Annotated in this window: 19 protein-coding genes; 4 read left to right on the top strand and 15 right to left on the bottom strand. The window is 70.5% G+C overall.

All coding sequences use genetic code 11. The annotated features are described in order from the left end of the window. A partial coding sequence (locus VM840_01470) for a M20/M25/M40 family metallo-hydrolase (GenBank protein HVL80245.1) occupies positions 1–927 on the bottom strand: 927 nt, incomplete at its 3' end. Between the two features lie 53 nt (positions 928–980). Here VM840_01470 and VM840_01465 point away from each other — a divergent pair. Then, positions 981–1,700: a class I SAM-dependent methyltransferase gene (locus tag VM840_01465; protein ID HVL80244.1), complete on the top strand. Its 720-nt coding sequence runs from the start codon at positions 981–983 to the stop codon at positions 1,698–1,700. Here the strand turns inward: VM840_01465 and VM840_01460 are convergent. Then, positions 1,697–2,716 carry an NAD(P)H-dependent glycerol-3-phosphate dehydrogenase gene (locus VM840_01460; protein HVL80243.1) on the bottom strand — a complete coding sequence of 340 codons (1,020 nt, stop codon included), beginning with the start codon at positions 2,714–2,716 and terminating at the stop codon, positions 1,697–1,699. The two genes, VM840_01465 and VM840_01460, sit on opposite strands and share 4 nt — an antisense overlap. Positions 2,717–2,740: 24 nt before the next feature. Between VM840_01460 and VM840_01455 the strand changes: the two genes are divergently transcribed. Together VM840_01455 and VM840_01450 are read left to right on the top strand one after the other, a co-directional pair. Next, entirely contained in the window at positions 2,741–3,427 is a 687-nt protein-coding gene (locus VM840_01455) for an HAD-IA family hydrolase (GenBank protein HVL80242.1), read from the top strand. Continuing rightward, the gene (locus VM840_01450) at positions 3,421–3,819 is read left to right on the top strand and encodes a PLDc N-terminal domain-containing protein (protein HVL80241.1); all 399 of its coding nucleotides are present in this window, start codon (positions 3,421–3,423) and stop codon (positions 3,817–3,819) included. Before VM840_01455 ends, VM840_01450 begins: the two co-directional genes overlap by 7 nt. Here VM840_01450 and VM840_01445 read toward each other — a convergent pair. From VM840_01445 to lnt, 6 genes are read right to left on the bottom strand one after another with little or no spacing between them, the layout of a single operon-like run. After that, positions 3,816–4,082 (bottom strand): hypothetical protein, encoded by a 267-nt coding sequence (locus tag VM840_01445; GenBank protein HVL80240.1) that lies wholly within the window; start codon positions 4,080–4,082, stop codon positions 3,816–3,818. The two genes, VM840_01450 and VM840_01445, sit on opposite strands and share 4 nt — an antisense overlap. 2 nt (positions 4,083–4,084) lie before the next feature. Continuing rightward, the gene (locus VM840_01440; GenBank protein ID HVL80239.1) at positions 4,085–4,540 is read right to left on the bottom strand and encodes a hypothetical protein; all 456 of its coding nucleotides are present in this window, start codon (positions 4,538–4,540) and stop codon (positions 4,085–4,087) included. Then, the gene (locus VM840_01435) at positions 4,537–4,860 is read right to left on the bottom strand and encodes a DUF1918 domain-containing protein (GenBank protein HVL80238.1); all 324 of its coding nucleotides are present in this window, start codon (positions 4,858–4,860) and stop codon (positions 4,537–4,539) included. Before VM840_01435 ends, VM840_01440 begins: the two co-directional genes overlap by 4 nt. A 15-nt stretch (positions 4,861–4,875) precedes the next feature. Then, a complete protein-coding gene (locus VM840_01430) occupies positions 4,876–5,199 on the bottom strand; it encodes a hypothetical protein (GenBank protein ID HVL80237.1) in 324 nt (107 codons plus the stop codon). Continuing rightward, on the bottom strand, positions 5,196–5,639 hold the full coding sequence (locus tag VM840_01425) for an RpiB/LacA/LacB family sugar-phosphate isomerase (GenBank protein ID HVL80236.1): 444 nt from the start codon (positions 5,637–5,639) through the stop codon (positions 5,196–5,198). The genes VM840_01430 and VM840_01425 overlap by 4 nt, the downstream gene beginning before the upstream one ends. Before the next feature lie 20 nt (positions 5,640–5,659). Continuing rightward, positions 5,660–7,201 carry an apolipoprotein N-acyltransferase gene (lnt, locus tag VM840_01420; protein ID HVL80235.1) on the bottom strand — a complete coding sequence of 514 codons (1,542 nt, stop codon included), beginning with the start codon at positions 7,199–7,201 and terminating at the stop codon, positions 5,660–5,662. Between the two features lie 46 nt (positions 7,202–7,247). Here lnt and VM840_01415 point away from each other — a divergent pair, with 46 nt between their 5' ends. Further along, on the top strand, positions 7,248–8,045 hold the full coding sequence (locus VM840_01415; GenBank protein HVL80234.1) for a DUF3105 domain-containing protein: 798 nt from the start codon (positions 7,248–7,250) through the stop codon (positions 8,043–8,045). Here VM840_01415 and VM840_01410 read toward each other — a convergent pair. Genes VM840_01410 through sufD form a run of 7 tightly spaced genes read right to left on the bottom strand, consistent with a single transcriptional unit; the run spans position 8,042 to position 12,854 of the window. Continuing rightward, complete coding sequence (locus VM840_01410) at positions 8,042–8,470, bottom strand: hypothetical protein (GenBank protein ID HVL80233.1); 429 nt, start codon at positions 8,468–8,470, stop codon at positions 8,042–8,044. The two genes, VM840_01415 and VM840_01410, sit on opposite strands and share 4 nt — an antisense overlap. A 7-nt stretch (positions 8,471–8,477) precedes the next feature. Then, positions 8,478–8,798 carry a metal-sulfur cluster assembly factor gene (locus VM840_01405; GenBank protein ID HVL80232.1) on the bottom strand — a complete coding sequence of 107 codons (321 nt, stop codon included), beginning with the start codon at positions 8,796–8,798 and terminating at the stop codon, positions 8,478–8,480. Next, entirely contained in the window at positions 8,795–9,232 is a 438-nt protein-coding gene (locus tag VM840_01400; GenBank protein HVL80231.1) for an SUF system NifU family Fe-S cluster assembly protein, read from the bottom strand. Before VM840_01400 ends, VM840_01405 begins: the two co-directional genes overlap by 4 nt. Position 9,233: 1 nt before the next feature. Next, complete coding sequence (locus tag VM840_01395; protein HVL80230.1) at positions 9,234–10,481, bottom strand: cysteine desulfurase; 1,248 nt, start codon at positions 10,479–10,481, stop codon at positions 9,234–9,236. Then, positions 10,478–11,260: a Fe-S cluster assembly ATPase SufC gene (sufC, locus tag VM840_01390; protein HVL80229.1), complete on the bottom strand. Its 783-nt coding sequence runs from the start codon at positions 11,258–11,260 to the stop codon at positions 10,478–10,480. Before sufC ends, VM840_01395 begins: the two co-directional genes overlap by 4 nt. Next, complete coding sequence (locus VM840_01385) at positions 11,257–11,577, bottom strand: non-heme iron oxygenase ferredoxin subunit (protein HVL80228.1); 321 nt, start codon at positions 11,575–11,577, stop codon at positions 11,257–11,259. Before VM840_01385 ends, sufC begins: the two co-directional genes overlap by 4 nt. Beyond that, positions 11,574–12,854 carry a Fe-S cluster assembly protein SufD gene (gene sufD / locus VM840_01380; GenBank protein ID HVL80227.1) on the bottom strand — a complete coding sequence of 427 codons (1,281 nt, stop codon included), beginning with the start codon at positions 12,852–12,854 and terminating at the stop codon, positions 11,574–11,576. Before sufD ends, VM840_01385 begins: the two co-directional genes overlap by 4 nt. Positions 12,855–13,114: the final 260 nt, after the last annotated feature.

Below are 13,114 nucleotides of genomic sequence, written 5' to 3'. Positions count from 1 at the left end.
CCTCCCCGTGTACCCGCCCCAGATGCCGTTCACGTTGAGGCACGGTGCAGCCTCCAGCCGACGGACGAGGTCGGGGCCCGACGTGGACCCCAGCAGCCCGTCTACGCCGTACATGGAGCTGATGAGGGCTGCCTGGTCCGGGGACCGCTCGAGCACGGCGCGCTCGAGGTCGGTCAACGGGACCACGTCGTCGTAGAAGCCGTCCACGGTGACGCGCCCGGTCTGGTCGCGCAGGGAGGCGATCGCCGCGCTGATCCGGTAGAGCGGGTTGTCGATCACGGCCCCGAGCGACGAGTGCGCGTCGTACGAGGGGCCGGTGGCGTGCAGCTCCAGGGATACGATGCCCTTCAGACCGAGAGAGATCACCGGGCTCCCGTCGTGGTCGACGCCGCCGAACTCCCAGATGCACCCGTCGGCCCGCAGCCGGTCCGCGTTCGCCTCGATGAAGGCGTCGAGGTTGGGGCTCCCGATCTCCTCCTCGCCCTCGACCACGAACCTGTACCCGATCCGGTCGTCGCCATGGATCTCCCGGGCGGCGTCGATCGCGGCGAGCCGGCAGACCAGGTGCCCCTTCGTATCGGCCACCCCGCGGCCGAAGAGCTTGCCGTCGCGCTCCGTGAGCTCGAAGGGCGGGGACGTCCAGGCGTCGATGGGCTCGGGCGGCTGGACGTCGTAGTGCTCGTAGAACAGCAGCGTCGGCGCGTCGGCGGCTCCCCCGTGCGCCGTGACGATCGGGAACCCGGGCGTGGGGTGAACCTCCGCCGTGAGACCTCGCTCCCGCAGCAGGTCCACCACCACCTCGACCGCTTCGTCGATGCCGGTCCCCTGGGCCGAGACGCTCGGGACCGAGATGAGGCGCCTCAGGTCCTCGAGGTGGCGTGGGCGCATGCGAGCGAGCGCGTCGCGCAGCGCCTCGGTCCGTGGCATGCCGACATCGTGCCAGAACGCCGCTCCCCGGCGCCGCGATCTACCCTGACCGGATGGACTGGTACGAGTCGTTCTTCGACGGGGCCTGGCGCGACGTGCAGCCCCAGATGTGGACGCCCGAGCAGACGCGGAGCCAGGTCGACGCGATCGAGAGGCTGTGCGAGCTGGACGCCCCCGCCGACGTCCTGGATGTCCCGTGCGGGACGGGGCGACACTCGGTCGAGCTCGCCACCCGCGGACACCGCGTGACCGGGGTGGACCGGTCCGAGCGATTCCTCTCCCTGGCGAGGGCGCATCCGTCCGAGGTCACCTGGGAGAGACGCGACATGCGAGACCTCCCGTGGACGGACGCCTTCGACGCGGCCGTCTGCTTCTGGGGGTCGTTCGGCTACTTCGATGACGACGGGAACTTCGCGTTCCTAGCCGCGGTCCGACGGGCCCTGCGAGACGGGGGTCGGATGCTGATCGACACGCACGTCGTCGAGTCCCTGCTGCCGCGGTTCGAGCCCCGGAGATGGGATAGGTCCGGCGACACGCTCCTCGTCCAGGAGGCGGAGTGGGACCACGCGTCGGGGCGGATCGAGTCCGAGTGGACGTTCGTCACCGCCGGCCACACGCGTACGGACCGCCTGTCCATCCGGCTCTACACGTACCGGGAGCTGACCGAGCTCCTCAGCGAGGCGGGGTTCACGTCGTGGACCGGGTACGCGACGCTGGACGGGGAGCCCTTCGAGCTCGGCTCCCAGCGCCTCCACATGGTGGCCCGGGCCTAGGCGCCGTCGATGCCGAACGTCTCGGGGATGGGGGGCCGGGAGAGCATGTCCACGACCATCTGCTGCGGCGTGACCCCTTCGTAGAGCACCGACACCACGCCCTCGGTGATCGGCATCCACGCGTCGACCTGACGTCCCAGCTCCAGGATCGGGCGAGACGTCTTCACCCCCTCCGCCACCATCTTCATCTCGGCGGTGATATCGGCGATCTTGCGTCCCTTGCCGAGCTCCTTGCCGACCCGGCGGTTGCGGGAGTACTTCGAGATGCACGTCACGATCATGTCCCCCACGCCGGCGAGGCCGGAGAAGGTGAGGGGCTGCCCGCCGAGCTTCACCCCCAGCCGGGTCAGCTCGGCTAGACCCCGCGTCATCAGCGCGGCCCGGGCGTTGTCCCCGAACCCCATCGTGTCGACCATGCCGGCGGCGATCGCGACGATGTTCTTGATCGCGCCCCCCAGCTCCGACCCGACCACGTCGGTGTTGGTGTACGTCCGGAAGTAGGGCTGATGGAAGATGCGCTGGAGGCGCTCGGCGCGGTCCTGGTCGGCGCATGCCAGGACCGCCGCCGCCGGCTCCCGGCGCGCGATCTCCCGGGCGATGTTCGGTCCGGACAGGATCGCGTACCGGTCGGGCGGGAGGTCCGGGCACTCCTCGGCGAGCACCTGGCTCATCCGGACGTTGCGGTCCTCCTCGAGACCCTTCGTCAAGCTGACCACCGCGTCGACCCCCCGGAGGTGGGGGCGGATCTGAGCGAGGGTCGTCCTCCACCCGTGAGAGGGCACCCCCATCACGATGACGTCGGCGCCGCTCGCGACCTCCTCTATATCGGCCGAGGCGCGCAGGCCGTCCGGGAGCCGCAGCCCGGGCAGGTAGTCCTCGTTGATGTGCAGCGAGTTGATCTGCTCGGCCAGCTCGGGTCGGCGGCACCACAGGAGCGCATCGACGCCGTTGGACACGATCAGCCCGGCGACCGTCGTCCCCCACGAACCCGCCCCTATGCACGCGACCTTCGTCATCTTCTCCCCGTGTCAGGATGGCACATGGCGGTTCGAGCGGTCGTATTCGACTTCGACGGGGTCGTGGTGGACACCGAGGACGTGGTCCTCCGGTCGTGGTCGCACGTGTACTCCGAGCACGGCGTGGAGCTACCGCTCGACGCGTGGACGCAGAACATCGGGACGCACGGCGCGTTCGACGAGCGGTCCTACCTCGAGCAGGCGCTCGGTCGTCCGCTCGAGTGGGAGCCGATCGACCGGATGAGACGCCGACGCCAGGACGAGCTGATCGCGAGGCTCGAGATCCTGGACGGGGTCCGCGCGTGGCTCGACGACGCCGACTCCCTGGGCATCCCGGTCGCGATCGCGTCGTCGTCGCCGAGGGAGTGGGTGGAAGGGTTCCTCCGTCGCCTGGCGATCGAGGACCGCTTCGCGCTGGTGCGGTGCCGTGAGGACGTCGATGTGGTGAAGCCCGACCCCGCCCTGTACCTCTCGGCGGCGGAGGGGCTGGGCGTGGACCCGGCGGAGGCGGTCGCCGTCGAGGACTCGCCTAACGGCATCAGGGCGGCGAAGGACGCCGGCATGTTCTGCGTGGCGGTCCCGCACGCCCTCACGCGCGACCTCCCTCTCGACCGGGCCGACCTGGTGGTCACGTCCCTCGCCGAGCTCCCCCTGCCCGACCTCGTCGAGCGGATGAGGCGGTACGATCGGAGCGGAGGTCGACCATGTTGATGTTCAGGCTCGGCGGGTTGCTGCTCGTGGCGCTGTCCGCCTACTGCGTGTTCGACGTGATCCGATCACCGGACCCGGCGGTCCGGGAGCTGCCCAAGCTCGTCTGGCTCCTGCTCGTCCTCCTGTTCCCCCCCATCGGGCCGATCGCGTGGCTGCTGCTCGGGCGGCCCGAGAACGCCTCCTTCTCCGACCCGAACCTCCCGCGCGCGCATCCGTCGGCCCCGCCGATGCGCGCACCCGACACCGACCCGGACTTCCTGCGCAGCGTCGACGCCGAGGTCTACGAGCTCCGCCGGCAGGAGGCGCTGCGCCGCTGGGAGGAGGAGAAGCGGCGCCGCAAGGAGCTCGAGGGCGACGACCCCCCCGAGTTGGAGGGGGGACCCGGGGCCTAGGCCTCTGTGAACACGAAGGCGCGCCCGGACAGGTCCAGCGTCGTGTTCCGCAGCTCGGCGGCCGTCGCGGCGTCCATGTAGAACCGGATCCCCCGCGACTCGAGGACCTCGTCGCCCGGCTCCCGGCGATCCTCGACCACCAGCTCGAGATCGTCCGGACCGCGCGCCTGTGCCCGTCGGACGCGCACCCCGGGGACACCCTCCACCCCCGAGGACCGCACCAGTACGCGCAGCTGCGTGGCCGCGGCCAGCGTCGCCTCCATCGTCAGTACCCTATCCCGCCGCCGCCCGCTCCCCGCTGAACCACCGTCACCCTCCGGACGACCGCGTGGGCGACCTCGACGCCGTCGCGGCGGGCGAGCGCGAAGGACAGGTCGTACGACCCCTCCGGGAGATCCTCGATGGACACCTCGCCCGAGGGTCCGTCGAGCTCGACCCGGACGGGATCGCCCCGCCCCGGCCGGACCGAGAGGTACCCAGCACCCGGACCGACGTCGAAGCCTTCGACGGAGTAGGCGACCAGCATCGGCAGGGTCACCTCCTCGCCTTCGGCCGGCGAGCCGATGACGAGCCGGGGAGCGGGCCGCTCCCCCGGGGGGGAGGGCTCAGAGACCTCCTCGGTCGGCCCCGGCTGGCCGCTCGTTCGGGGGGTCGGGGCCGGCTCGTCGGTCGAGCAACCGGCGAGCACGAGCGCCAGCGCGAACGCGACGACGCGGATCAACGCTTGGAGGCCTTCTTCTTGTTCGTCGTCTTCGTCGTCTTCGTCGTCTTCGTCGTCTTCGTCTTCGTGGTCTGCTTGGCGGCTCCCGTCCTCTTCGCGGCCGTCTTCGGCGCCGCCGACCTCTTGCGGGAGCCCGACCTCTCCACGGTCAGGTTGCCTCCTCCCGGGGCGAACACCGATGAGCCCCCGGCGTCCCACGCCACCGTGTACCGGGCCCCTGAGATCCCCTGGGAGATCGTCGTCACCGTCCCGATCCGGCGCACCTGTCCCACCTTGCGGGGATCGATCGAAACGCGGTCTCCGACCTTGATCTCAGCCATCGTCCCTCCTGTCCTCTACACGCCGCGCGCCAGGTCGATCCCGCGCAGCCGGTCCGTCACCTGGTCCATGCTCCTCTGGAGCCACCCGTCGTCCATCGTCCCCGTGATCTCCGTCGTGGGGAAGACGAAGAGGGACAGCTCGTCCTGGGCCGAGAAGGTGAACCCCTTCTCGACGAAGTACTCCCCCAGCGCCAGCTCCCACGTCAACTCGGCCACGCCGTTCGGGTGGACCGTGAGCCAGAAGATGAGGTAGCGGTGCTCGCGCTTCGACCAGACGACCGCGCCGTCGCGCCTCTGCTGGACGGCGTTGAACCCGGCGTCGACCGCCTGCTGGCTCACGCTCCCTCCTCCAGCCGTCGGACCCGGTCGATGTTGGGGACCTCATCGGGGTCGACCTCCCGGGTCTGGAGCCACGCATCGACGATCTCCCGGGCGAGGATGGGGGTCGCGAGCCGGAGACTCATGGCGAGCACGTTCGCGTCGTTCCAGCGGCGGGCCCCGCGCGCGGTCTCCGCGTCGGTGCACAGCGCCGCCCTCACCCCTGGGACCTTGTTGGCCGCGATCGAGCACCCCGTGCCCGTCCAGCAGAACAGGATGCCCTGCTCGGCCCGGCCCTCGGACACCGCCCGCGCGACGGTCTCCGATACCTCCGCCCACTGCCTGTCGTCGCCCGGAGCGATCGGTCCGTGGAGCTCGAGCTCCAGGCCACGCTCCCGCAGCGCCTCGATCACGGCATCCGTGGTCGGGGTCCGTTCGTCCGAACCTATGGCGACGCGCATGAGCCGAATCTATCGCAGGGCTATCCCTCGACCGGCGCCATCGGCTGGGTGCGGTCCTCGACCTGCTCGACGGGCCGTCGCCCCCGAGCCAGGACCAGCGCGTACAGGGCGAGCGCGAGCCCCGACCCGGCCGTCCACCCCCACGCGAACAGGTCTCCCACCCGCGCGTACAGCGAGGACGCCGCGCGCGCCTGCACGACGCCCTCGACCACGGTCGGGACGAAGAGGGGGGACCGCTCGATCACCACACCGTTGGGGTCGACCAGCGCGCTATGCCCCGAGATGGCGGCCTGCACACCCCACTGCCTCAGCTCCGCCGCCCGCATCCGGACATGCGTCAGGTGCTGCTCAGAGGCGAAGGTGCGCTCGAACGAGGAGTCGTTCGTCGAGTACACCATCACCTCGGCCCCCCTCCGAGCGAGAGCCCGCACGTCGCGGGCGAAGACCGACTCGAAGCAGATCGGGGTGGCGACGCCGACTCTCCCCGATCGCGTCCGCACGTCGAACACGACCCACTCCTCGCCGCGCAGCATGTCGTAGGGGACCTGGTCGAGCGTGGTCACGAACCGCCGCAGGAACCCGAGCGGGACGAACTCGCCGAACGGGACCGGGTGCCGCTTGGCGTAGGTGTCCACCACGCGGCCGGAGGCGTCGATGTGATCCATGACGTTGTAGAAGCCGTTGCGTTCGGGCACGACCTCGGACCGCCCCACCACCATCGGCGTGCCGAGGGTCCGGGCCAGCGCGGAGGCACGGTCCAGCCCGTCGGTCACGACCTCGCCGATGGCGTCCTCGCCCCAAACCACGAGGTCGACGTCGGCGCGTCCGACGAGCGTCCGGGTCAGCTCCTCGTGCCCGCGGACCACCGCCTCCCTCTGTTCGGACCAGGACGGCAGAACGGGACGCGGCACGTTGCCCTGGACGACGGCCACCCGGACGGGCTCCCCCGCATCCGGCGATCCGTACCGCAGCGCGTCGACGCCTATGAAGAGCACCAGCACGGCCGAGACGAGCATGAGGCTGGCCCAGGGCAGGTGACGGGTGAGGAGGCGGTCGGCGAGGACCGCCCCCGCGAACGCGACCAGGAAGGTGAGCCCGGTGGCCCCGACCGCCGGGGCCAGGCCACGCACGACCGGCACCGCGACCTGCGAGAGGCCGGGGGTCCCCCACCCGAACCCTCCCCAGGGGACGCGGTCGCGCAGCAGCTCGGCGGTTGAGAAGATCCCCGCGGCCAGGACCGGCGCGAGCGGGAGCCGCCGCACCACCCCCGTCAGGACACCGGCGAGCGCCCACCAGGAGGACATCACCGCCACGAGGGCCACGAACGCCATCCAGCCGAACAGGAAGATCCAGCTGAGATGGATGGAGAAGTACGCCACCCCGGCTACGAAGCCGTAGAGCGCGCTCCACCTGCGGCGACGCTCCTTCATGATCGCCACGTACAGCGGGGCCAGGGCCACCCAGGCGACGGGCGCCAACCCCAGGGGGTCGCCGGCCGCGGCCAGCAGCAGACCCGAGCTGATGGAAAGGAGGACCGCCCAGGGGCGCCACGATCTCGTCACGTTGAGTCGAGTGTATCGACGCCCGTTTGCGTATCCTGGTCCCTCGATGGCCAAGAAGAAGAAGGGCAAGGGGAAGCGCAAGCGGCCGCCCGCGCGGCCGCCGTCCGGGCACCGTCCGGCCGTGGCCGCCCCCCCGTCCGACGACGCGCCGTCCCCGCCCGCGGAGAGCTCGGCGTCCGCCGAGAGGCGGAACCGCCGACAGGCGCAGCAGGAGCGCCGCCGCAAGGCGGAGCGCCGGCGCCGGATGAAGCTGTATGGGATCGCGTCGCTGGTCGTGCTCGTGCTCGTCGGCCTCTTCGCGTGGCGCTCGATCAACAGCCGTCGGGCGATGCAGGAGTTCAACCGGCTGGCGGCCGCGGCGGGATGCACGGACCTGCGGGAGTTCCGAACCACGCAGGACGACCGCAAGCACCTCAGCGCGGGGGCCGCCTACCCCGAGTACGAGACCTCGCCGCCGACGCACGGCCCCCACTGGGCCGCCTGGACACCGGCCGGCTTCTACACCGAGCCCTTCCCGAAGACCGTGCCCCCTCAGGCGAACTACTCCGGACCGCAGACCGTCGTGCAAGCCGTCCACTCCCTGGAGCACGGGTACATCGTGATCTGGTACCGACCGGACCTCCCCGAGGACAGGGCCGAGGCGCTGGACGACCGGTTCGGCGACGAGGACAAGGTGGTCGTCGCCCCGTACCCCGAGCTGGAGCGCGGCGTCCAGCTCGCGTTGACGGCATGGGGCCGCCTGCAGACGTGCCGCGTGGTCGACGAGGACTCCCTCGACGCCGCCGAGCGGTTCGTCGAACGGTTCCGGGAGTCGCCCAAGGCGCCCGAGCGGTTCGCCGGCTAACCCGGGCCCGAGAGCGGTATCCGCAGCTTCCCGCTCGACTCCGGCTGCTCGTGCAGGTACACGTTGTAGTCGCCCGGGGGGAGCCCGTTCGGTAGCGGCCGCTTGAACGTGAAGTCGCCGATCTCCTCGTCGTAGCCGACCGTCCCCCAGGTGACCGGCTCCCCCTCGCGCAGCGTCGTGCCGTCGGTCCGGGTCCGGACGGGGACGAGCATCACGTGCAGCTCGAACGTGTCCGCCGGGACCGGGCGGAAGAGCGTGTCCGTCCGCTCGTCGTGGCAGGGGGAGAGGGACCCGTCCGGACGGACCTCCACCTCTTCGCCCGTCCGCACCTCGGACGGCTCGACGACCAGGACCGGGATCTCGCACCCGTCGGCCCCGCACGCGGGGAGCAGGGCGACGAGCGTCAGGACGAGGAGGGCGCGCACGACGGGCTCACCAGAAGCCCATCGCGGCCATCATGTCCCGGCCTTCCTCCGTCATCCGGTCGGGGGTCCAGGCGGGCTCGAACGTGAACTCGACGGTGACGTTCTCGACCCCGTCGACCGTCCCCACCGCCTCCTTCACCTGGAACTCCAGCAGCCCCGTGGCCGGGCAACCCATCGAGGTGAGCGTCATCCGCACCTTCACGTGGGAGCCGTCCGACTCGACGCCGTAGATCAGGCCGAGGTTCACGAGGTCGACTCCGATCTCTGGGTCGGTGACGGCGGTCAGCGCCTCCCAGACCTCTTCCTCTCGGATCTGCACCTCGCTCATGCGGGGGCCCCCCGTCCGTCGACGCGTCCAAGCGCGTCCTTCAGCGCCATCCACGCGAGCAGGGCGCACTTCACGCGAACCGGGAACCGGGCCACGCCCTCGAGCGCCATCAGGTCGCCGAGGTCGTCGGAGGGCGACTCGCCGTGCATCATGAGCCGAACCGTCTCCGCGATGCCCAGGGCGTCGGAGACGGACCTCCCGCGGACGGCCTCCGTCATCATCGACGCCGAGGCCTGGGAGATGGAGCACCCCCGGCCGTCGAAGGCGACGTCGGACAGCTCGCCGTTGCGCACGTCCACGGCCAGGTGCAGCTCGTCGCCGCACAGCGGGTTGTCGTGCTTCACGTCGATGGCGCCCTCCACCCCTCGCCGCTTGTTCCTCGGCGACCGGTAGTGGTCCAGGATGATCTCTCGGTACAGGTCCTCGGCCGACACCTCAACCTCCGATGAAGAAGCGCTTCGTGCGCTCGATGGACTCGACGAGCGCGTCTATGTCGCTCTCCGAGTTGTAGACGTAGCACGACGCGCGGTTCGTGGCCGGCACGTCCAGACGCCGCATGAGCGGCCGGGCGCAGTGATGTCCGGCCCGCACCGCTATCCCGTCCTGGTCGAGCATCGTGGCCACGTCGTGGGGGTGGATCAGCTCTCCGCGGTCGTCGTACACGTTGAATGAGAACACGGCGCCCCGTCGCTCCGATTCCCGCGGTCCGTACACGACGACGCCCTCGACCGAGCCGAGCTCCTTCAGCGCGTACCGGGACAGCTCGACCTCGTGGTCGCGGACCGCCTCCATGCCGAGCTGGGTCAGGTAGTCGACCGCTGCGCCGAACCCGACGGCCTCGGCTATCGCCTGGGTCCCCGCCTCGAACTTGAACGGGATGTCCGCCCACGTCGAACCCTCGAGCGTCACGTCGGAGATCATCTCGCCGCCGCCCAGGAACGGGTCCATGCTCTCCAGGAGCTCCGGACGGGCCACGAGGCACCCGATCCCCGTGGGGCCGAGCATCTTGTGGGCCGAGAAGGCGAGTAGGTCGGCGCCGAGCTCCGTGAACGCGACAGGGGTGTGCATGACGAGCTGCGCCCCGTCGACGAGGACGAGCGCCCCGACCGCGCGCGCCGCCTCGACCAGGGGGCCCAGGTCGTTGATCGTGCCCAAGACGTTGGACATACCGCTCACCGCGACCAACTTCGTGCGATCGGTCACCAGGCTCCCGAGGTCGGACAGGTCGAGCTCGCCGCCGTCGGTGACGGGGATGTAGCGCACCGTCGCCCCGGTATCGGCCGCGGCGAGCTGCCACGGGACGAGGTTGGAGTGGTGCTCCATCACCGAGGCGAGGATCTCGTCGCCCGGGCCGAGCCGGCGCCGGGCCCACGCGTAGGACACGAGGTTGATGGCCTCGGTCGTGTTCCGTGTGAAGACGACCCCGCGCGCGTCGGGAGCCCCGACGAACCGGGCGATCTTGTCCCGGGCGGCCTCGTAGGCGACGGTGGCCTCCGCGGCCAGCGCGTGCAGGCCCCGGTGGGCGTTGGAGTTGTACCGCTCGTAGTACTCGGTCATCGCGTCGATGACCGACCGCGGCTTCTGAGAGGTCGCGGCCGAGTCGAGGTAGACGAGCGGACGCCCGTTGACCTCCCGGCCGAGGACCGGGAAGTCTGAGCGGACCCTCGCCACGTCCAGGGTCATCCCTGTGCCTTCTCCGTCACCGCTTCGTCCGTGTCGATACCGTACTCCGCGCGGATCGCCTCGTACCCGGCCTCCTCGAGGTGGTGGGCGAGCTCCGGACCTCCCGTCCGCACCACCCGACCGCCGAGCAGGATGTGCACGACGTCGGGGGTGATGTAGTTCAGGATCCGGGTGTAGTGGGTGATGATCAGGATCCCCATGTCCGGACCCTTCACCTTGTTCACGGCCTCGGACACGATCCGCAGCGCGTCGATGTCCAGACCGGAGTCGGTCTCGTCCAGGATCGCGAGGGCGGGGCGGAGCAGCGCCAGCTGCAGGATCTCGTTGCGCTTCTTCTCTCCCCCGGAGAACCCCTCGTTGATGCTGCGCTTCGCGAAGTCGGGGTCCATGCCGAGCAGCTCCATGGCCTCACGCAGCTGCTGCATGAACTCCCGTATGGGGACGTCGGTGCCGCGCACGGCGTTGATCGAGGTGCGTAGGAAGTTCGAGACCGACACCCCCGGGACCTCGACCGGGTACTGGAAGGCCAGGAAGACCCCCTTGGCAGCGCGGTCCTCCGGGGAGTCCTCGGTGATGTCCTCACCCTTGAAGACGATCCGTCCGCCCGTGATCTCGAAGGCGGGATGGCCCATCAGGACGCTCGCCAGCGTCGACTTCCCCGACCCGTTCGGACCCATCAACGCGTGGACCTTGCCCTCGTCCACCACGAGGTCGACGCCGCGGAGGATGGGCTTGTCCTCGACGGTCACGTGCAGGTCATGGATCTCGAGAAGGCTCATGCGGGGTCTCCTATCTGGATGTAGACGTCGTCGCCGTCGATCTTGGCCGGGAACGTCCGGAGGGGCTTCGTGGCGGGCAGCGCCTTCACCTCGCCGGTCCGGACGTCGAACATCGCCCCGTGCAACGGGCACTCGATGCACGGTCCGTCGATGAACCCGTCGGACAGGTGCGTGTACTCGTGCGTGCAGATGTCCGAGACGGCGTAGAGCTCGCCCTCGTAGCGGACGAGCGCGATCAGGTCGCCGCCCGCCTTCACCTGGAAGGCCTCGTCGTCCGGGATGTCTTGGACCGAGGCGACACGCACCCACTCGCTCACAGGTCGGCTCCCAGCATCTTGTGACGGATCGCCTCGGCGAGCCGCTCGTGCATGCCCGACCACGTGACGCGCTCGAGCACCTCGTTGAAGAACCCGAACACGACGAGTCGCTCCGCCTCGTCGCGGGGGACGCCGCGGCTCTGGATGTAGAAGAGGTGGTCCTCGTCGATCTGTCCGACGGTGGCGCCGTGCGTGCACCGGACGTCGTTGTTCTGGATCTCGAGCTGCGGGTTCGTGAGCGCGCGCGCCCTCGGAGACAGGGTCAGGTTCCGGTTGGCCTGGTAGGCGTTCGTCTTGGCCGAGCCCGGCCGGACGACGATCGTCCCGTAGTAGACGGCCTGCGAGGTGTCGGTCAGCGCGCCCTTGTACAGCAGGTCGGACGTCGTGTTGGGACTCGCGTGGTCCTGGACCGTCCAGTGCTCGAAGCGCTGCTCGCCGTGCGGGAAGTACAGACCGTACATGTAGCTCTCGGCTCCCTCGCCGGCCAGGACGCACTCCTTCGTCGTCCGGCTGAAGTCGCCGCCGAGCGTCACGAGCAGCGTGTTGAGGGTCGCGTCCCGGTCGAGCTGCGCCTTCACGTGCGCCAGGTGCCGGACGCCCGATCCCCAGTCCTGCCAGGTGACCCAGCCGACGTTGGCCCCCCGCCCCACGAACAGCTCGACGGTGGGCATGGCGAGCGTGGGACGGTCCAGGTCGTTGGAGGCGTATAGGTCGTTGAAGACGACGCGAGCGTCCTCCTCCACGACGACGACGGTCCGGGGCTGGACCACCGTGCCCGCCGCGTCGATCCAGTGCAGGGCCTGGATCGGGTCCGTGAGCGAGACCCCGCGGGGGACGTACAGGAACATCCCGCCGCGCCAGTCGGCGAGCGACCAGGACGTGAAGGTGTCGCTGGCGCCGACCAGGGAGCCGAGCCGCGGCTCGAGGACGTCGGCATGCGTCTGGACGGCCTCGCCGAGCGGCTTGAAGACGACGCCCTTGGACATCGCCTCGTCTGAGAGCGTGAGCTCGGCGAGCGACGCGTCGGTGTGGATCGCGCGACCCGCCGACTGGAGCCCGGACAGCTCGAGCGCGGAGGTCGCCTTCCCTGGGGTCGTGGTGCGGTCGCTCTCGGCGGGCGTCGCGTCGTAGAGCTCCGGGCGGAGCAAGGACACGTCGGTGAAACGCCAGTGTTCCTCCCGCCCGGACGGGTAGACGGCCTGGTCCCGGGCCTCGGCGGCTCGTCGCCGCAGGTCGGAGACCCACTGCGGATCGGTGTAGGTGGTCGTCGCGGTCATGGCACCTCGGTGGTGGTAGGGGAGCCGGCGCCGCCGCCCGGTCACGCCGTGGGCGGCTCCCGGTCGCTTCTAAATCCTATCGAGGTTGGCCAAATCCGTCCAGGTCGTGCATCCGTTCACAAGCGGGAGCCGGGAGCCGGCGACGGCGTCACGCCCGGACGGGGGATCGGGGGCGGCTGCGGCCGGACGCGCCGGCGCACGCGCGAGGAGGGCCGTGGGTCGAGCGTGGTCCGGCGGAAGCGGCCACATGTGGCCCGGTG

This window comes from Actinomycetota bacterium, assembly GCA_035540895.1.
Classification (GTDB): domain Bacteria; phylum Actinomycetota; class JAICYB01; order JAICYB01; family JAICYB01; genus DATLFR01.
This window is presented reverse-complemented; position numbering and strand designations above follow the sequence as displayed.